The sequence below is a fragment of the Microbacterium sp. AC026 genome (genome assembly GCF_979258475.1).
The window spans coordinates 3,272,450-3,290,007 of sequence record NZ_OZ409857.1 but is presented as its reverse complement, the minus strand read 5'-3'; the positions used below and the strand labels follow the sequence as shown (position 1 = coordinate 3,290,007).

Here is a 17,558-nt window from a genome sequence, read left to right as displayed (position 1 = left end):
CTCAGTCTGAGGTCGCGACTCCGGGTTGAGCCCACGGCTCATCCCGGAGCGTGATCTCCTGGGCCATGTCGGACAGGAACCGGATGACGACGTCACGCTCGTCCGGAGTGAGTCGCGCCGCCGAGTAGAAGCGCTTGGCCTGCTGACGACCCACCGTCTCCATGGCCGCCTGCCGCGTCTCCGGCGTGATGGTGATCGCGAGAGCGCGCCGGTCCGTCGGATGCGGCGCCCGCCGGATATGTCCGCCCTTCTCGAGGCGGTCGAGCAGCTTCGTCGTCGACGCCGTCGATATGCCGAGGTGCGTCGCGATCCCCCGGGAGTGGCCGTGGCCCCGCGGTTCGCGCACACGATCAGGTAATGCAGTGCGCGCATGTCCGTGTCGTTCAGGCGCATGTAGCGCCGTGAGGCGAGTGACAGCTTCTGCTCCGCGTCGCGGAGCTCACCGAGGGCGCCCATGACGAGCGCGATCTGGCGCAGGTCCTCGGGGTCGACACCTGATCGATCGATCAGAGTGCTCCGCGGATCCGCCGACTCGACGTCGTAGATCGCCGCGTGCGCGAGGCCATCCGGAGAGATCGGGTCCTTGCGAGACAGCACATCGGACGCACCGCTTCCGCGGGGGTGGCGTCCGGTCCGTCGTGCATGCCATCATGCTACACACGATTGTTTCGTGTTATGTTGATTATTAGCTAAGCTAGCGAAAATCGAGGAGGTTCCCCGTTGGATGAGGTCACCCTCCTCTCTGCAGACGGAGTCGCGATAGGCGTGTGCGCGAAAGACGCGGTACACACCACCGATACTCCTCTTCACCTGGCCTTCTCCTGCCATGTCTTCGACCGGCAGGGGCGTCTTCTCGTCACGCGGCGAGCGCTGACGAAGCGCACCTGGCCCGGCGTCTGGACCAACAGCTTCTGCGGTCACCCCCGCCCGGGTGAGGACATGACACAGGCAGTGCATCGACGCGCGCAGGACGAGCTCGGACTCCGTCTCACCGACATCTCCCTGGTGCTGCCTGACTACCGCTATCGCGCGGTCGACGCGAGCGGGATCGTCGAGAACGAGATCTGCCCCGTGCACGTCGCCATCGCAGACGGCCCCCTCTCCCCCGATCCCGACGAGGTCGCCGAGTGGGCCTGGGTCGATCCGGCCGAGTTCGCCGACGCCGTCATCGGCGCCCCCTTCGCGTACAGCCCCTGGCTCGTGGAGCAGCTGCCCCGGCTGCGCGACCTCGGGGTGGTGTGATCATGACCGCGACCGTGACGCAGACCGCGCCGCGAGAGGACATGAGCACCCGTGTCGAAGAGGTGCTCCGACAGCGCTTCGCCATTCACTGCGAGAACGCCGAGGTGTACGGAGCCGAGTTCGCCGCCCTCTGGCGCGCGACCGCCGACCACGCTCTCGGCGGCAAGCTCGTGCGCCCGCGGCTGCTGCTCGACATCCACCGCGCGCTCGTCCCGACCGCAGGCGAGGACGCGATGATCGGGGCCGTCGACATAGCGACCCATATCGAGCTCCTTCACTATGCCTTCCTCCTTCACGACGACGTCATCGACGGAGACCTGACCCGCCGCAAGCGACCCAACCTGATCGGGCAGCTCGCCGCCGGCACACCCGGCGCCTCCGAGCAGGACGCGCTGCACTGGGCCAGGTCCAGCGCGATCCTGATGGGCGATCTGATGCTCTCGACCGCGATCATGGGCTTCGCCCGGGCGGATGTGCCGGCGCACACACGAGGACGCCTCCTCGACCTGGTCGAGCAGACGATCCTCGAGACGGTGGCCGGCGAGCACACCGACGTCGCATTGAGCCACGGGATCATCGCCTCCGACGTCGACACCGTCCTGTCGATGAGCGTCTACAAGACGGCCACCTATTCGTTCTCGCTCCCGCTGCGCGCCGCGGCGCTCCTCGCCGACTCCTCCACCTCGGCCGAGAAGACGCTGCAGGCCGTCGGCCGCCACCTGGGTCTCGCCTATCAGCTTCAGGACGACCTGCTCTGCATCTTCGGCGACCACCGGACGCACGGCAAGGACCCCTTCTCCGACCTGAGAGAGGGCAAGGAGACGGCCATCATCGCCTTCGCGCGGTCGACGAGCGCCTGGCACGACATCGAACCGCGGTTCGGTTCGGCGGACCTCAGCCTGCAGGACGCCACCTCGATGCGCGATCTGCTGCGCGAGTGCGGAGCGGAGCGATTCGTGATCGGCCTCATCGGCGATCAACTCGACGCGGTCTACGCGCTGCTGTCCGAGGCGGAGCTCGCCGGCGAGATCAGCTCGGATGCCGCACGCTCGATCCTCGTCTCCACCTCCCGCCTCGAAGGGCGTCACGCATGACCCCGAACCCTCACGACGCATCGGGTGCGAGTCTGGGGCGGTTCAACCGCGCCGCCGACACCGCATCCACCGAGGTCATCCGCACATATTCGACATCCTTCGGACTCGCGACGCGCCTGCTCGGCGAGAGACACCGTCAGCACGTGCGCAACATCTACGCGATGGTGCGCATCGCGGACGAGATCGTCGACGGAGTCGCCGCCCAGGCGGGGCTCGACGAGTCGGCGCAGAGCGGAGCGCTCGCGTCGTACGTCTCGGAGACGCACCGGGCGATGAGCGTCGGGTACAGCACGGACCTCGTCCTGCACGCCTTCGCGCGAACGGCGAGGGAGTGCGGGATCGGCGAAGATCTCACGCAGCCGTTCTTCGACTCGATGGCCGCCGACATCGCCGCGGAGTCGCACTTCACGTCCTACGACGCGGCGGCTCATGAGCGCTACGTCTACGGCTCTGCCGAGGTGGTCGGCTTGATGTGCCTGCGCGTCTTCCTGCGGGACGAGCAGCGCACCGACAGAGAGCTCGAGACCCTGACGCACGGAGCACGGCAGCTCGGTGCGGCATTTCAGAACGTGAACTTCCTGCGCGACCTCGCGGATGACACGGATCGACTGCAGCGCGGTTACCTCGGCGACGGCGGCCGCCTCACCGACGGCGATCGGGACGAGTGGGTGCGCACGATCACGGCGCAGCTCGATGATGCGGCGCGCTCGATCCCGCTGCTGCCCAAGGACTCTCGCGCCGCGGTCCGCAGCGCACTCGCGCTGTTCGCCGCTCTCACGCGCCGGGTCGCGAAGACTCCGGCCTCGAGTCTCTACGAGCAGCGGGTGCGCGTACCCGATCCGGTGAAGGCGATGCTGGCCGCGCGCTCGGTGCTCGTGACCGCGATGGAGCGGAGCCGATGAGCCGGGTAGCGGTCATCGGCGCAGGCGTCGCCGGTCTCGCCGTCGCCGGGCTGCTCGCCCGTGACGGCCACGATGTGACCGTCTATGAGAAGAACGGCCGTGTCGGTGGTCGTGCAGGCACCATCGAGCGCGACGGCTTCCGCTTCGACTCCGGGCCCTCGTGGTACCTCATGCCCGAGGTGTTCGATCACTTCTTCGAGATGATGGGCACCTCGACCCACGAGCAGCTCGATCTGACCCTCCTCGATCCCGGGTATCGCGTATTCCGGGCGCCGCTCGCGGACGGGTGCACGGCGCCGTCCGTCACGGTTCCCACCGGTCGTGACGCGGTCGCGCGCCTCTTCGAGTCACGCGAGCCCGGCGCCGCACAGGCCCTGGATGCCTACCTCGACTCGGCGCACGACGCCCGTGTGATGGCCGAGCGCTATTTCCTCTACAACCCGTTCACGAGGCTGCGCACGCTGATGACACCGGAGGTGCTGCGGGCACTCCCCGTCTCTTCAGCCTGCTGGGCACGCGCCTGCAGTCGTTCGCGGCGCGGCGTTTCCGTGACCCGGTCATCCGGCAGCTGCTCGGGTACCCCGCCGTGTTCCTCGGCACGGACCCCCGCACCGCACCGGCGATGTACCACCTCATGAGCGCTCTCGACCTCGATGAGGGCGTCAGCTACCCCCAGGGCGGATTCTGGCGCGTCGTCGAGCGCATCGCGGAGCTCGCGGAGGCGGCCGGAGCCGAGATCGTGCTGGATGCCGATGTCACGGCGATCAGCACCGGCGTCCGGTCGGGTGCTCCGACCGTCACGGGCATCGAGTGGCGCGACGCCGACGGAATCGCGCACCGGGCCGAGGCGGACATCGTGGTGTCCGGCGCCGATCTCCATCACACCGAGACGGCGCTGCTGCCGCCGCACCTGCGCACCTACCCCGATTCCTGGTGGCAGCAGCGCACGAGCGGTCCCGGCGCCGTGCTGGTGATGCTCGGCATCCGTGGTTCCGTGCCCGAGCTGCCGCATCATTCCCTGTTCTTCACGGAGGACTGGGATGCGAACTTCGACGCGATCTTCGGCGACGACCCCGAGATCCCCTCACCCGCATCGATCTATGTCTGCCGTCCGAGCGCGACCGACCGCACCGTGGCCCCCGAGGGCCACGAGAACCTCTTCGTGCTCGTGCCGATCCCCGCCGACACGGCGTTGGGAGCGGGCGGCTCCGACGGTGCCGGCTCCGCGGCGATCGAGCAGGCCGCAGATGCGGCGATCGACCAGATCGCGAGCTGGGCCGGCATCCACGACCTGCGTGAGCGCATCGTGGTGCGCGAGACCAAGGGCCCCGCGGACTTCCTCGAGGACTACAACTCGTGGCGCGGCGGGATGCTGGGGCCGGCGCACATCCTGTCCCAGAGCGCGATGTTCCGTGCTCAGAACGAGTCGCGCCAGGTGTCGGGCCTGTACTACGCGGGTGCCACGACCGCGCCGGGCGTGGGGGTGCCGATGTGCCTCATCAGCGCGGAGATCGTTCTCAAGCGCATCCGCGGCGACCATTCCAGCGGCCCTCTCGATGTCGCGGCCCCGGCAGGGTCCACCCGCGGGGAATCCTGATGGGCTTCCTGTACCTCGCGCTCCTGCTCATCACGCTCGGCTGCATGCTGCTGCTCGACCGGCGGTTCCGGCTCTTCTTCTGGAGCGACGCGGTGACCGCGGCGATCGTCACGGCGATCGGATTCGCCTTCTTCCTCGCGTGGGACGTCGCCGGCATCGTCGGAGGGATCTTCTTCCGGGGCGAGGCCGCCGTCGCGACGGGGATCGTCCTCGCCCCCGAGCTCCCCATCGAAGAGCCTGTCTTCCTGCTCTTCCTCGTCGTCTGCACCATGGTCGTCTACACCGGGGCTGTGCGGATCCTCACCCGACTGCGCCGACGCCCGGTGGAGGTCGCATCGTGACCTACATCGAGCTCTCCGCATGGTTCGTCGGCGTCGCCGTCGTGGCGGCCGTCGTTCTCTCCGTGGTCGCTGGTCGGAACAGAGCCCATCTCGGCGCGATCGCCGCGACCGTCGTCGTGCTCTTCCTCCTCACCGCCGTCTTCGACACCGTCATGATCGCCACCGGTCTGTTCCACTACTCCCCCGACCACCTCCTCGGGGTGCACATCGGTCTCGCACCGCTCGAGGACTTCGCCTATCCGCTCGCAGGGGCCGTGCTGCTGCCGACCCTGTGGGCAGCGCTGCGCGCGCGTCGACGCGCGCGCGCCGGCCTCCGAAGCGCCGAGGAGGATCCCTCGTGAGCTCCTCGACCCGCGGATCCACCGGTCGCGACGCCCGGCAGATCGTCCTCTCCTCCCGCCCCATCAGCTGGATCAACACGGCATTCCCCTTCGCAGCCGCCTACCTCCTCAGCACGCGCGAGATCGACCTGACGCTGATCATCGGCACCCTCTACTTCCTCGTGCCGTACAACCTGGCCATGTACGGCATCAACGACGTGTTCGATTACGCGTCCGACCTCGCCAACCCGCGCAAGGGCGGTATCGAGGGCGCGCTGCTCGCCCCCCGCATACACCGCGCGACCCTGTGGGCGGCGGTCGTGACGAACGTCCCGTTCCTGGTCTACCTCGTGGCGGTCGGGAATCCCGCATCCTGGCTCTGGCTCGCGATCAGCGTGTTCGCGGTGATCGCCTACTCCGCACCCGGGCTCCGGTTCAAAGAGCGGCCGTTCCTGGATTCGACGACCTCGAGCCTGCACTTCGTCACTCCGGCGATCGTGGGGCTGACCCTTGCCGAGGGCGCCGTCACCTCGACAGCGGTCATCGTGCTGCTCGCGTTCTTCCTGTGGGGCATGGCCGCGCATGCCTTCGGAGCGGTGCAAGACATCGGACCCGACCGCGAAGGGGGCATCGGCTCGATCGCGACCGTGATCGGAGCACGGGCGACCGTACGGCTGTCGATCGCGCTGTGGGCACTCGCCGGCATCGCCATGCTGTTCACGTCCTGGCCGGCGCCCTTGGGCGCCGCCCTCGCGCTGCCGTACATCGTCAACGCCGCACCCTGGTGGAACGTCACCGACGACACATCGGCGGGGACCAACCGCGCGTGGCGGCGCTTCATCTTCCTCAACTACTTCGCCGGGTTCCTCGCGACGATGATCCTCATCCTCGCCTGGGTCTCCTGACGCACCCCGATCCCCTGCACCTTCCGAGAGGAATCTGATGTCCACCCCTGAGCACGCGCCCACCCCGCCGACCCGAGAGCGCACGCGTCGGCACTCCTGGGCGCGCGTCTTCATCCCCGTCGCCCTCATCCTCATCTGGCTGGTGGGCGCAGGGCTCGGCGGCCCGCTGTTCGGCAAGGTCGACGAGGTCTCATCGAACGATCAGACGAGCTACCTGCCTGAGTCGGCCGATGCGACGCAGGTGCAGAAGCTCCTCGGCGAGTTCAACGACAGCGATGCCATTCCGGCGATCGCGGTGTTCGTCGCCGATGACGAGCTGTCGGAGTCAGACCTCCAGACCATCTCGGATGCGGTGGCCGACGCGCCCTCCGTCGAGGGCGTGAGCGAAGACGTCTCTCCCGCTCTGACGTCGGACGACGGCAAGGCCGTCCAGGCGTTCATCCCGATCGAGGGCGACGCGGAACTCGCCGACGCGATCGATGCACTCGGCACTCAGCTGCGGGATGCCGCGCCTGACGGCGTCACCGTCTACATCACGGGTCCCGCAGGATTCAGCGCCGACCTCGTCGCCGGGTTCGCCGGCATCGACGGCCTCCTCCTGGGCGTGGCCCTGCTCGCGGTGCTCGTCATCCTCGTGCTGGTCTACCGCTCGTTCCTGCTGCCGATCGTCGTGCTCTCGACGAGCCTCTTCGCACTCTGCGTCGCGCTCCTCGTGGTCTGGTGGCTGGCGAAGTTCGAGGTGCTGCTGCTCAGCGGCCAGACCCAGGGCATCCTCTTCATCCTGGTCATCGGAGCGGCCACCGACTACGCGCTGCTCTTCGTGGCGCGGTTCCGCGAAGAGCTGCGCGTCACCCGAGACAAGGGGGCCGCCGTGCTGGCGGCCTGGAAGGGCTCCTTCGAGCCGATCGTGGCCTCCGGCGGGACTGTCATCGCCGGACTGCTCTGTCTGCTGCTCAGCGACCTCAAGTCGAACAGCACCCTCGGTCCGGTGGCCGCCATCGGCATCGTGTTCGCGATGCTCGCCGCGCTCACACTGCTGCCGGCTCTCCTGCTGTTGTTCGGCCGCGCGGTGTTCTGGCCCCGTCGCCCGAAGTTCGAGCCCGAGGTCGTCGCTGACGAGCACGGCATGCGCAAGACGGGCCTGTGGGCACGGCTCGCGAACCTCATCACCCGCCGCCCTCGCGTCATCTGGATCGTGACGACCCTGGTGCTGCTCGCCGGTGCTTCGGGCGTCCTGCAGCTGAACGCCGTCGGCGTGCCCCAGTCCGATCTCGTGCTCGGCGCGTCCGAGGCGCGCGACGGTCAGGTGGCTCTGGGCGAGCACTTCCCCGGCGGCTCCGGCAGTCCCGTGTACGTGGTCGTCGCGGAGGACGAGCTGCAGGATGCCGCCGACGTGCTGCTGGCCGACGATGGAATCGACGGGGTCTCTGTCACGGCCGCTGACTCGCCGAGCGGTTCGGCGCCGGTCACGGAAGACGGCCTGGTCGCCGTCGGCCCTCCCGGGACCCCGGTGCCCGAGCCCACCGTCGTCGACGGAGACGTTCTTCTTCAGGGCACTCTGACCGACGCGGCCGACTCTGACGCGGCTGCCGCGACGGTGCGGGACCTGCGCACCCAGCTGGACGAGCTCGATGCTCTGGTCGGCGGAGTGACGGCGACCGCGATCGACACGAACGACGCCTCGATCCATGACCGCAACCTGATCATCCCGGTCGTCCTGCTCGTGATCATGCTGATCCTGATGCTGCTGCTGCGGTCGATCCTCGCGCCGGTGCTGCTCATCATCACCACGGTGCTGTCGTTCGGCACGGCGATGGGCGTCTCGGCACTGGTCTTCAACGGAGTGTTCGACTTCCCCGGTGCCGATCCTGCGGTTCCGCTCTACGGATTCGTGTTCCTCGTGGCACTCGGCATCGACTACAACATCTTCCTGATGACGAGGGTGCGCGAGGAGTCGCTCGAGCACGGCACACGCGAAGGCGTGCTTCGCGGACTCTCGATCACCGGCGGCGTGATCACGTCTGCGGGTCTCGTGCTCGCAGCGACCTTCGCCGCCCTGTCGGTGATCCCGATCCTGTTCCTCGCGCAGCTCGCGTTCATCGTCGCGTTCGGGGTGCTGCTCGACACCTTCGTGGTGCGCTCGCTGCTCGTGCCGGCACTCGCCTACGACCTGGGTCGAGTGATCTGGTGGCCGTCGAAGCTGTGGCGCAACGGCCGTGACTGAGATGTGCCCTCGACTGGATTCGAACCAGCGACCTGCCCTTTAGGAGAGGGCTGCTCTATCCTGCTGAGCTACGGGGGCGAGGATTCCATTCTAGAGGAAGCCCCGCCCCCGCCTTCCGTTCACGCGGCGAGGGCCAGGTACGGCTCCCATCGCGGGTCGCTCCGCTCCGTGCCGCGGACCGTCCACGCCGTCCCGTGCGGAGGACGAGGCGCGAACCTCAGTTCCCAGCGCATCTCCTGCGGCGTGCGGTCGCTCTTGGTGTTGTTGCAGCGCAGGCAGCACGCGACGAGGTTCTCCCACGAATCAGCCCCTCCCCGCGAACGCGGCATCACGTGGTCGATGGTCGAGGCGGCCTTGCCGCAGTAGCCGCAGCGGTGGTTGTCACGGCGGAGGACGCCCCGCCGTGTGACCGGGACCCGTCTGCTGATCGGAATGCGCACATACCGCGAGAGGACGATGACGGCAGGACGGTCGTAGACGCCGTGACTGCCCCAGACGGGGTCGTCCTCGACACGTTCGATGACCGTCGCCTTGTCGTTCATGACCAGGACCAGGGCTCTCTTGAACGACACGATCGCGAGCGGTTCGTATCCTGCGTTCAGTACAAGTGTGCGCATCGTCATCCTCTCGATCCGCCGGGACGGCTTCCCGGCACTCTCGACTCACACGAAGCCGCACAGGACGGAAGCGTTCGCGGGGATGAAAAAGGCGCTGTCTACAGACAGCGCCTCATGCGCACGGCAAGACCGTGGCGTCCCTGCGGACGATGCAGAAGGACGTGACGACCGAGGGCATCCATGGTTCGGATGTTCGGTATTCGCTCCATCAGCTTCTCCCGACTATGCGACAACGGGTTCAGGCTAACCCATCAGCAGCACAGGAGGGTCAAACTGCGGGTGAACGCACGAAGGCGTGTCCGCGAGGGAAAGATGAAGGTGCGAGCGATCAGCCCGCGTTGGCGCCGAGCCAGGCGATCGGCTCCATGAGGCCGCCGTTGACCCAGACCTCGAAGTGCAGGTGGTTGGCCGTCGAGCGTCCGGTGCTGCCGACGAAGCCGATGAGCTGTCCGGCGGCGACGGTCTGCCCCGCCTGGACCTGACGCGAACCGTAGATCATGTGACCATAGGTCGTCTGCACGCGCTGACCGCCCACGACGCTGTCGAGCATGACGGCGACGCCGTATCCGCCGATGCTCTCGGCAGAGGCACGGACGACGCCCGCAGCCGCAGCGTAGATCGGGGTGCCGGCCGGGGCGAGCATGTCGGCGCCCTGGTGAGCGCCGCCGACGGTGCGGCTGACGTTGTAGGAACCCTGAGGAAGCGGGTACCGGACCTCGCCGGAACCGGGCGACACCAGCGCGTAGCGACCGATGTCGAAGCTGGTGTTCGACGCAGAGGCGACGGAGGCTGCAGCAGCGGCCGCGCGGGCCTTTGCGGCCTCTTCGGCCTTCTTCTTCTCGATCTCGTCCGGAGTCGTGGCGCTGAAGGTACCGCGACTCAGCGGAGCGGCGGTCGCGTCGGACGCGACGACCAGAGACTGGGCGTCGACAGCAGCGAGCTGCTGGACGGTCGCCGCGGTCTCTGCCGGCTTCGATGCGGCGTAGGCGGGAAGAGCGACAGCAGCGACGAGAGCACCGACGGCCCCGAAGATGGCGATCGAACGCAAGGGCTTAACGACCTTGCGAGCGTCGACGCGGCTGCGAGAGCTGCGGGCGACTGCTCGATCTTCAGTTGTCTTCTCGGGCGATTCGATGTCTTTGGCCAAAACTTAGTCCTCCTGCGCCTGCACGCTCGGGAAGCGCTGGCTCGTCGGCACTCTGCTCTCGTGGCACGTATGTAGCTCGGGTACGTTGTGCGGTCTGACCGGGAGGTCGACGAGCCTGGAAGGCGAATCCTCTCGGGTGTCGTCAGCGGGCTTCTTCGACGACTCGTCCGAGGTTACCGGAAGATAACGATCCTGTCACCCTGCGAACCTGGCAATCCTCGGAGAGGCGGAATCACGCGGATGTCGGGCCCTTCGGCCTCGAAGTTCAGGCGGGCTCGCCGACCAGGAAGATGTGCGAGGCGAGTTCGACGGGGAGCTCCAGACCGTCTTCCTTGCCCTCCATCTGGATGAGCACGTAGCCCTCGTTGAAGCGATAGTCGCCCTTCGCACCGGGAACCACGCCTGCGTCTCGCAGCTGCTCGAGCAGCTCCGGGTCGACCTGAGCGGGCTCGGCGAGACGGCGGACGGTGCCATCGATCGGAGCGCCAGCGGCGTTCAGCTTCTGCACGAGCCCGATGACGCCCTCGTCGAACGTGCGCGCAGGCGCGTCGCCGAGCTGGTCGAGGCCCGGGATCGGGTTGCCGTACGGGGACTCCGTGGGGTGGCCGAGCAGCTCGACGAGACGACGCTCGACCTGCTCGCTCATCACGTGCTCCCAGCGGCACGCCTCTTCGTGGACGAACGCCCAGTCGAGGCCGATCACGTCGGAGAGGAGGCGCTCGGCGAGGCGGTGCTTGCGCATGACGTTGACCGCCTTGCGACGACCGGCGTCGGTGAGTTCGAGGGTGCGGTCTTCGGAGACGACGACGAGGCCGTCGCGCTCCATGCGCCCGACCGTCTGCGAGACCGTCGGACCCGAGTGGCCGAGCCGCTCGGAGATACGCGCACGCAGCGGCACGATGTTCTCCTCCTCGAGTTCGAGGATGGTGCGGAGGTACATCTCCGTGGTGTCGATCAAGTCCGTCATGTGGCCCTCCGGGTCTTCTTAGGCAAGCCTACATTCCCGCGCGGACATCAGGGCGTCATGCGGTGAAGGCACCGGGGGCCCACGCCGTAGAATCAACGCATGGCGATCGAGATTCCCCGTGACCTCCTGCCCGCTGACGGCCGCTTCGGCTGCGGTCCCTCGAAGGTGCGCACCGAGCAGCTCGATGCGCTGCTCGCCGCAGGTCCGACGTTGCTCGGCACCTCGCACCGACAGGCACCCGTCAAGAACCTGGTGGGCAGCGTCCGCGAGCAGCTCGCAGCACTCTTCCGCCTTCCCGAGGGATACGAGATCATCGTCGGCAACGGCGGCTCGACGGCGTTCTGGGACGCCGCCGCCTTCGGCCTGATCGAGCGCCGCAGCCAGAATCTGGTGTTCGGCGAGTTCGGCGGCAAGTTCGCCGCAGCCGCTGCCGCACCGTGGCTCGAGGCGCCGGATGTGCGCAAGTCCGAGCCGGGCTCGCGCACCGCTGCAGAGGTCGTCGACGGCATCGACGTCTACGCCTGGCCGCACAACGAGACGTCGACCGGCGTCTCGGCACCGATCGAGCGCGTGGTCGCCGACGGCGCTCTGACCGTCATCGACGCGACCAGCGCGGCCGGTGGCATCGACTTCGACGCCTCTCAGGCGGACGTCTACTACTTCGCGCCGCAGAAGAACCTCGGCTCCGACGGGGGCCTGTGGTTCGCCGCGGTGTCGCCCGCCGCCGTCGACCGCATCGAGCGCATCGCCGCTTCGGGTCGGTACATCCCGGAGTTCCTCAGCTTGAAGAACGCCGTCGACAACTCCCGACTCAACCAGACGCTGAACACTCCCGCACTGACGACGCTGCACCTGCTCGACAGCCAGCTCAGCTGGATCCTGTCGAACGGCGGCCTCGCCTGGGCCGGCGCCCGCACGGCGGAGTCGTCCGGCATCCTCTACGACTGGGCGGCGGCGTCCACGGTGGCGACCCCGTTCGTCACGGACGCGGCGCACCGGTCACCGGTCGTCGTGACCATCGACTTCGACGACAGCATCGATGCGGCGGCGGTCGCCAAGACCCTGCGCGCCAACGGCATCGTCGACACCGAGCCGTACCGCAAGCTCGGTCGCAACCAGCTGCGCGTCGCGACCTTCGTCTCGATCGAACCGGACGACATCCGACAGCTCGCCCGCTCTCTCGACTACGTCCTCGGGCAGCAGGGCGCCTGACACCCACCGACGAAGACGAAAGGGGCCGCGTGCGAACGCGGCCCCTTTTCTCATTCGTCCCGTGGACGATCATTCCTCGTCGTCGGAGTCCTCGTCGTCGTCGGAGTCGTCATCCTCGTCGTCGGAGTCGTCATCCTCGTCGTCGGAGTCGTCATCCTCGTCGGAGACGTCGTCCTCGTCGTCATCCGACTCGTCCTCGTCATCGTCATCCTCGTCGTCCGCGGCGGCGGAGTCGTCGAGCTCGTCGATGTCGACTCCGTCGAGGTCACCGGCGTGCAGCTCTCGCGGCTCCGCGGCCAGTTCGTCCTCATCAATGTCGTCATCGTCGTCGTCGTCGTCGTCGTCGAGTTCATCGTCGTCATCGTCGTCGAGGTCATCGCCGTCGAGATCGTCATCGGAGTCGTCGTCCTCGACCGATGCGGCATCCTCGTCGTCCGCGGCGGCCGCGGCCGCCTGCTCCGCGAGCTCCACCTGGTGGGCGCGGTACTCGGCGAGGCGTTCAGCCCACGGCACCCATTCGGGTGCGAGCAGGGCGCCGTCGCCCGGCAGCAGCTCGAGTTCGAGCACCGTCGGCTCCTCGTCATCGACGCGAGCGACCGTGACGGTCCAGAACCAGCCGGGGTATCCGGGGAGCCGGTTCTCGAAGCGCAGCGAGACCGAGCCGTCCTCCTCGGGGAGATAGTCGGCTGCGGGTCCGACGGTCGACGCCGGAGTGATCTCGTGCAGGGCGGCGAGCGCGAGATCGTGAGCGTCGATCAGACGCTGGTCCGCCTCAGGCTTCGAGGTCATCGGCTACCTTGCGCAGAACTGCCGCGATCTTGCGGCCTTGTGCAGACGAGGGGTAGCGGCCGCGACGCAGGTCGCCGCCCATTCCGTCGAGGAGCTTCACGAGATCCTCGACGATGATCGCCATGTCGTCCGCGGGCTTGCGCTTCGCCTTCGCGAGGCTCGGCGGCGCTTCGAGCACCCGGACGGACAGCGCCTGCAGGCCGCGCTTGCCGTCGGCGACACCGAACTCGACGCGTGCACCCGCCTTCACAGCGGCGCCGGCCGGCAGAGCGGAGGCGTGCAGGAAGACGTCCTGGCCGTCATCGGCGGCGATGAAGCCGAAACCCTTGTCTTCGTCGTAGAACCTGACCTTGCCGGTGGGCATGGAAGAAACCTCGCTGAGTCGGTGTGGAGCTGGATGGGACGCACGTGTGCGGCCACCCCCAGCCTACCGGTCGCCGGGCACGGAATCCGTAGGTCACGATGCGGAACCGTGCCACCCCGCAACGACTAGGCTGAGACGGATGAGCACCAAGAGTCCCGAACCTGAGGTTCCCGTTCGCCGCATCGATCGCATTCTGGCGTTCACGGCACTCGGACTCGCTGCGGCGTCCATCATCTGCTTCTTCGCGATCATCATCGGCACAGCGGTCGGCATGCAGCAGGAGGACTTCGGTTCAGGCGCATGGCCGTTCATCGCCGCGATCCCCTACTGGGGGCTCCCCGCCGCCTTCGTCATGATCATCGTGCTCCTCGCCATGAGCTTCATCCGCAAGGGGCGCGCGGCATCGCGGCCCTGAGGTATCCGGCATGAGCACGCACGCCCGACCGCTGGCCGAATGGCTGTCCGCGGCGAGCGACGAGCAGCTCAGCACCCTCTTCACGGCACGGCGAGTGCGCCCGGACGTCAACTGGCAAGACTTCTTCGACGCCGCCGAAGCGCTTCTCGATCCCGCGTCGCTCGCTCGGGTCCTCCCCACCCTGACGCGCGACGAGGCCGCAGCCCTTCTCGCGTTCGCAGCGAGTCCCGCGTCGGAACACTCCGCGCAGCGCGAGACCCTCGAAAGCCTCGCGCTGCTGCGCCCGGACGGGGCGCCCTTCCCGCCGGTGGTCACCGCCGTCGCAGATCGTGCGGAGCCGAGTGCACCCAGCGACACCGTGCCGGAACCCACGACCGACACCGAGACGGCCCACGCTGCCGAGCGCGCCTTCACCACCGTCTCGGCCCTGGCCGATCTGCTCCTGCTCGCCCGCGAGAAGCCCTTCACCCTGCTGGCCGGCGGCAACGTCAGCGCCGGCGAGAAGCGACAGCTCGGCGAGTCGGGCGTCGTGGCCGAATCGATCGACGCGCTGATCGCCATCGCCGTCGACTCGCGCCTCGTCGCACCGGACGCCCGCAGACTGCGCACGACGCCACAGACCGAGGAATGGCTGCGATCGTCCGTGGCCGATCGGTGGAGCACCCTGGTCGAAGGCTTCCGCGACGCTCTCCCCCGCGGTCTGCGCACCACGGAGGGCGGGTGGATACCCCCGAGCGACTGGGCCGACGCTCACCCCTGGGACCCTGCCTGGGCAGAGCAGAGCACGGCTCTGCTGGAGCGCGCCCGCCTGCTCGGGCTCATCGCCGATGAGGGCCGTGAGCCCGCATGGGCGGCGGCGATCCGGCGCGGCGCGAGCGTCGATGCCACTCCCCTCACGGCACTCCTCCCGAGCGAGGTCGATCGCATCTTCCTCCAGAACGATCTGAGCGCGATCTCCCCCGGCCCGCTGGCCCCCGGTCTGGACGTGCGGCTGCGCACGATCGCCGCGCGCGAGTCCGCCGCTCAGGCCTCCACCTATCGGTTCACTCCCGAATCGATCGCCCACGCACTCGTCGCCGGCGAGACGGAGCAGTCGATCCTCGAGTTCCTCGAGTCGCTCTCGCTCACCGGCATCCCCCAGCCGCTCCGGTATCTCGTCACCCAGACCGCCCAACGGCACGGCCTGGTGCGGGTGTCGACAGACGCCGAGACCGGGCGAACGCGCATCGAGAGCAGCGACCAGCATCTGATCGAGGCCATGTCCGTCGACCAGGGGCTGCGGCCGCTCGCCCTCACGAAGCACGTCGCCTCGCTCACGACCCGCGTCGGGCGCGACACCGTGTACTGGGCGCTCACGGATGCCCGCTACCCGGCGACGCTCGTCGACGAAGACGGACACGCGGTGGCCGGCGAACGGAACCCGGTCTCCGAGGCGACGCCCGACCCGGCGCCGGACTACTCGGGCCTCATCGCCGCGCTGCGCTCGCACCAGGGTCCCGACGCCGACGCGGCCTGGCTCGACCGCGAGCTCGAGGCCGCCGTGCGCGCGAAGGCCGTGCTGCGGGTCAGCGTGGGCATGCCGGACGGATCGACCAGGGAGCTGATCCTCGAGGCGACGGGGCTGGGCGGAGGCCGGCTGCGCGGGCGCGACCGGGCAGCCGACGTCGAGCGCACGCTTCCGGTGTCGAGCATCCGCGCCGCCACCGTGATCGCACAGTAAACTGGACAGCTATGTCTGATGGCCCCCTGATCGTCCAGAGCGATCGCACCGTGCTGCTCGAAGTCGCCCACGCCGATGCCGAGAGCGCCCGCCACGAGCTGGCGATCTTCGCGGAGCTCGAACGCGCGCCGGAGCACATCCACACCTACCGGATCACGCGGCTCGGCCTGTGGAACGCCCGCGCCGCCGGGCACACCGCCGAGGACATGCTCGACACGCTGGACCGCTGGTCCCGGTTCCCCGTGCCCCCGTCGGTGGCCGTCGACCTGCGCGAGACCGTGAACCGCTATGGGCGCCTCGTCATCGAACGCGACGACGAGGGCACCCTGATCCTGCGTTCGACCGACCCCGCCGTGCTCGCACAGGTGGCGAACAACAAGCGCATCCAGCCGCTGCTGATCGGCCACCCGGCTCCCGACACGTTCGTCGTCGATGCCTGGGCGCGCGGTCAGATCAAGCAGGAGCTCCTGAAGATCGGCTGGCCTGCAGAAGACCTCGCCGGTTACACCCCCGGCACCCCGCACGAGATCGAACTGGCAGAGGACGGATGGGCGATCCGCCCCTACCAGCAGGATGCCGTCGACGCCTTCTCGAAGGACGGCTCGGGCGTCGTCGTCCTCCCCTGCGGCGCCGGCAAGACGATCGTCGGCGCCGGCGCGATGGCCGCGACGAAGACCACGACCCTCATCCTCGTCACCAACACGGTCTCGGCTCGGCAGTGGCGCGACGAACTGCTCAAGCGCACGAGCCTCACGCCCGAGGAGATCGGCGAGTACTCGGGGCAGGCCAAAGAGGTCAAGCCGGTGACGATCGCGACCTACCAGATCCTCACGGCCAAGAGGAAGGGCGAGTACGCCCACCTCGCCCTGCTGGATGCTCTCGACTGGGGCCTCATCGTCTACGACGAGGTCCATCTGCTCCCCGCACCGGTGTTCAAGCTGACCGCCGACCTCCAGGCGCGTCGCCGGATCGGCCTCACCGCCACGCTGGTCCGCGAGGACGGACGCGAGGGAGACGTGTTCAGCCTGATCGGGCCCAAGCGGTTCGACGCCCCGTGGAAGCAGATCGAGGCGCAGGGTTTCATCTCCCCCGCCGTCTGCTACGAAGTTCGGGTCGACCTCCCGCCGGACGACCGGCTCGAATACGCCGCCGCGACCGACGACGAGCGCTACCGCCTCGCCGCCTCCGCCCCGGCGAAGATCGACGCCGTGCGCGAGCTCATCGCGAAGCACAAGGACGAGCGGATCCTCGTGATCGGTCAGTACCTCGACCAGCTGGACTCCCTGTCGCAGTCGTTGAACGCGCCGCAGATCACCGGCGCGACGCCCATCGACGAGCGTGAGGAGCTCTACCGCGCGTTCCGCGAGGGCGAGATCTCGCTGCTCGTGGTGTCGAAGGTCGCGAACTTCTCGATCGACCTCCCCGAGGCGTCCGTCGCCATTCAGGTGTCTGGTTCGTTCGGTTCCCGCCAGGAGGAGGCTCAGCGCCTCGGCAGGCTCCTGCGTCCCAAGCAGTCGGGCCGCACGGCGAGCTTCTACACGCTCGTCGCACGCGACACGATCGACCAGGACTACGCCCAGAATCGCCAGCGGTTCCTCGCCGAACAGGGATACAGCTACACGATCATGGATGCCGACGCGATCGCGGCCTGACCGTCTTCACTCCCTCGGAACAGCGCCGCTACGCGGAGGGCGAAAGCGCC

Annotated in this window: 17 protein-coding genes, 1 tRNA gene and 1 pseudogene; 12 read left to right on the top strand and 7 right to left on the bottom strand. The window is 68.4% G+C overall.

Features of this window, described 5'->3' with window-relative positions:
* Position 1: 1 nt before the first annotated feature.
* The gene (locus ACZZ93_RS16675; protein ID WP_463511595.1) at positions 2 to 346 is read right to left on the bottom strand and encodes a MarR family winged helix-turn-helix transcriptional regulator; all 345 of its coding nucleotides are present in this window, start codon (positions 344 to 346) and stop codon (positions 2 to 4) included.
* A gap of 374 nt (positions 347 to 720) precedes the next feature.
* Between ACZZ93_RS16675 and idi the strand changes: the two genes are divergently transcribed.
* The 8 genes and pseudogenes from idi to ACZZ93_RS16635 all read left to right on the top strand — a co-directional run bounded on the left by idi (position 721) and on the right by ACZZ93_RS16635 (position 8,625).
* On the top strand, positions 721 to 1,242 hold the full coding sequence (gene idi, locus ACZZ93_RS16670; RefSeq protein WP_463511594.1) for an isopentenyl-diphosphate Delta-isomerase: 522 nt from the start codon (positions 721 to 723) through the stop codon (positions 1,240 to 1,242).
* Between the two features lie 2 nt (positions 1,243 to 1,244).
* Positions 1,245 to 2,336 carry a polyprenyl synthetase family protein gene (locus ACZZ93_RS16665; protein WP_463511593.1) on the top strand — a complete coding sequence of 364 codons (1,092 nt, stop codon included), beginning with the start codon at positions 1,245 to 1,247 and terminating at the stop codon, positions 2,334 to 2,336.
* Positions 2,333 to 3,238 carry a phytoene/squalene synthase family protein gene (locus tag ACZZ93_RS16660; protein ID WP_463511592.1) on the top strand — a complete coding sequence of 302 codons (906 nt, stop codon included), beginning with the start codon at positions 2,333 to 2,335 and terminating at the stop codon, positions 3,236 to 3,238. The genes ACZZ93_RS16665 and ACZZ93_RS16660 overlap by 4 nt, the downstream gene beginning before the upstream one ends.
* Positions 3,235 to 4,835: pseudogene (crtI, locus tag ACZZ93_RS16655) on the top strand (phytoene desaturase family protein). The gene ACZZ93_RS16660 and the pseudogene crtI overlap by 4 nt, the downstream one beginning before the upstream one ends.
* Positions 4,835 to 5,176, top strand: a complete 342-nt coding sequence (locus tag ACZZ93_RS16650; protein ID WP_295104009.1) for a lycopene cyclase domain-containing protein — start codon at positions 4,835 to 4,837, stop codon at positions 5,174 to 5,176. Before crtI ends, ACZZ93_RS16650 begins: the two are co-directional and overlap by 1 nt.
* Positions 5,173 to 5,517: a lycopene cyclase domain-containing protein gene (locus ACZZ93_RS16645; protein ID WP_320490034.1), complete on the top strand. Its 345-nt coding sequence runs from the start codon at positions 5,173 to 5,175 to the stop codon at positions 5,515 to 5,517. Before ACZZ93_RS16650 ends, ACZZ93_RS16645 begins: the two co-directional genes overlap by 4 nt.
* Complete coding sequence (locus ACZZ93_RS16640; RefSeq protein ID WP_463511591.1) at positions 5,514 to 6,401, top strand: prenyltransferase; 888 nt, start codon at positions 5,514 to 5,516, stop codon at positions 6,399 to 6,401. The genes ACZZ93_RS16645 and ACZZ93_RS16640 overlap by 4 nt, the downstream gene beginning before the upstream one ends.
* Before the next feature lie 37 nt (positions 6,402 to 6,438).
* Positions 6,439 to 8,625 (top strand): MMPL family transporter, encoded by a 2,187-nt coding sequence (locus ACZZ93_RS16635; RefSeq protein ID WP_463511590.1) that lies wholly within the window; start codon positions 6,439 to 6,441, stop codon positions 8,623 to 8,625.
* A gap of 4 nt (positions 8,626 to 8,629) precedes the next feature.
* On the opposite strand, the gene ACZZ93_RS16630 is transcribed toward ACZZ93_RS16635, so the two are convergent.
* The 4 genes from ACZZ93_RS16630 to ACZZ93_RS16615 form a co-directional block, all read right to left on the bottom strand.
* Positions 8,630 to 8,703, bottom strand: a tRNA-Arg gene (locus tag ACZZ93_RS16630).
* A gap of 41 nt (positions 8,704 to 8,744) precedes the next feature.
* Positions 8,745 to 9,242 carry an HNH endonuclease gene (locus ACZZ93_RS16625; protein WP_053099198.1) on the bottom strand — a complete coding sequence of 166 codons (498 nt, stop codon included), beginning with the start codon at positions 9,240 to 9,242 and terminating at the stop codon, positions 8,745 to 8,747.
* A 328-nt stretch (positions 9,243 to 9,570) separates the two neighbouring features.
* Positions 9,571 to 10,290 (bottom strand): M23 family metallopeptidase, encoded by a 720-nt coding sequence (locus tag ACZZ93_RS16620; protein WP_053099199.1) that lies wholly within the window; start codon positions 10,288 to 10,290, stop codon positions 9,571 to 9,573.
* Between the two features lie 364 nt (positions 10,291 to 10,654).
* A complete protein-coding gene (locus ACZZ93_RS16615; protein WP_053097237.1) occupies positions 10,655 to 11,356 on the bottom strand; it encodes a metal-dependent transcriptional regulator in 702 nt (233 codons plus the stop codon).
* 99 nt (positions 11,357 to 11,455) lie between these two features.
* On the opposite strand from ACZZ93_RS16615, the gene serC reads away from it, so the two are divergent.
* The gene (gene serC, locus ACZZ93_RS16610) at positions 11,456 to 12,568 is read left to right on the top strand and encodes a phosphoserine transaminase (RefSeq protein WP_463499717.1); all 1,113 of its coding nucleotides are present in this window, start codon (positions 11,456 to 11,458) and stop codon (positions 12,566 to 12,568) included.
* A 69-nt stretch (positions 12,569 to 12,637) separates the two neighbouring features.
* Here serC and ACZZ93_RS16605 read toward each other — a convergent pair whose 3' ends face one another.
* Positions 12,638 to 13,357: a DUF3027 domain-containing protein gene (locus tag ACZZ93_RS16605; protein WP_463499714.1), complete on the bottom strand. Its 720-nt coding sequence runs from the start codon at positions 13,355 to 13,357 to the stop codon at positions 12,638 to 12,640.
* Positions 13,341 to 13,721 (bottom strand): cold-shock protein, encoded by a 381-nt coding sequence (locus tag ACZZ93_RS16600; protein ID WP_053097241.1) that lies wholly within the window; start codon positions 13,719 to 13,721, stop codon positions 13,341 to 13,343. The genes ACZZ93_RS16605 and ACZZ93_RS16600 overlap by 17 nt, the downstream gene beginning before the upstream one ends.
* Positions 13,722 to 13,860: 139 nt before the next feature.
* On the opposite strand from ACZZ93_RS16600, the gene ACZZ93_RS16595 reads away from it, so the two are divergent.
* Genes ACZZ93_RS16595 through ACZZ93_RS16585 form a run of 3 tightly spaced genes read left to right on the top strand, consistent with a single transcriptional unit; the run spans position 13,861 to position 17,508 of the window.
* Positions 13,861 to 14,136 carry a hypothetical protein gene (locus ACZZ93_RS16595; protein WP_053097244.1) on the top strand — a complete coding sequence of 92 codons (276 nt, stop codon included), beginning with the start codon at positions 13,861 to 13,863 and terminating at the stop codon, positions 14,134 to 14,136.
* A gap of 10 nt (positions 14,137 to 14,146) precedes the next feature.
* Positions 14,147 to 15,856, top strand: coding sequence for a helicase-associated domain-containing protein (locus tag ACZZ93_RS16590; protein WP_463511589.1), 1,710 nt, complete (start codon positions 14,147 to 14,149; stop codon positions 15,854 to 15,856).
* 11 nt (positions 15,857 to 15,867) lie between these two features.
* On the top strand, positions 15,868 to 17,508 hold the full coding sequence (locus tag ACZZ93_RS16585) for a DNA repair helicase XPB (protein WP_056279908.1): 1,641 nt from the start codon (positions 15,868 to 15,870) through the stop codon (positions 17,506 to 17,508).
* Positions 17,509 to 17,558: the final 50 nt, after the last annotated feature.

Coding starts and splice junctions, on each gene's coding strand:
- ACZZ93_RS16665 (WP_463511593.1), top strand. CDS start 1,245: ATGACCGCGACCGTGACGCAGACCGCGCCGCGAGAGGACATGAGCACC.
- ACZZ93_RS16660 (WP_463511592.1), top strand. CDS start 2,333: ATGACCCCGAACCCTCACGACGCATCGGGTGCGAGTCTGGGGCGGTTC.
- ACZZ93_RS16650 (WP_295104009.1), top strand. CDS start 4,835: ATGGGCTTCCTGTACCTCGCGCTCCTGCTCATCACGCTCGGCTGCATG.
- ACZZ93_RS16635 (WP_463511590.1), top strand. CDS start 6,439: ATGTCCACCCCTGAGCACGCGCCCACCCCGCCGACCCGAGAGCGCACG.
- ACZZ93_RS16625 (WP_053099198.1), bottom strand. CDS start 9,242: ATGCGCACACTTGTACTGAACGCAGGATACGAACCGCTCGCGATCGTG.
- ACZZ93_RS16615 (WP_053097237.1), bottom strand. CDS start 11,356: ATGACGGACTTGATCGACACCACGGAGATGTACCTCCGCACCATCCTC.
- serC (WP_463499717.1), top strand. CDS start 11,456: ATGGCGATCGAGATTCCCCGTGACCTCCTGCCCGCTGACGGCCGCTTC.
- ACZZ93_RS16605 (WP_463499714.1), bottom strand. CDS start 13,357: ATGACCTCGAAGCCTGAGGCGGACCAGCGTCTGATCGACGCTCACGAT.
- ACZZ93_RS16600 (WP_053097241.1), bottom strand. CDS start 13,721: ATGCCCACCGGCAAGGTCAGGTTCTACGACGAAGACAAGGGTTTCGGC.
- ACZZ93_RS16595 (WP_053097244.1), top strand. CDS start 13,861: ATGAGCACCAAGAGTCCCGAACCTGAGGTTCCCGTTCGCCGCATCGAT.
- ACZZ93_RS16590 (WP_463511589.1), top strand. CDS start 14,147: ATGAGCACGCACGCCCGACCGCTGGCCGAATGGCTGTCCGCGGCGAGC.
- ACZZ93_RS16585 (WP_056279908.1), top strand. CDS start 15,868: ATGTCTGATGGCCCCCTGATCGTCCAGAGCGATCGCACCGTGCTGCTC.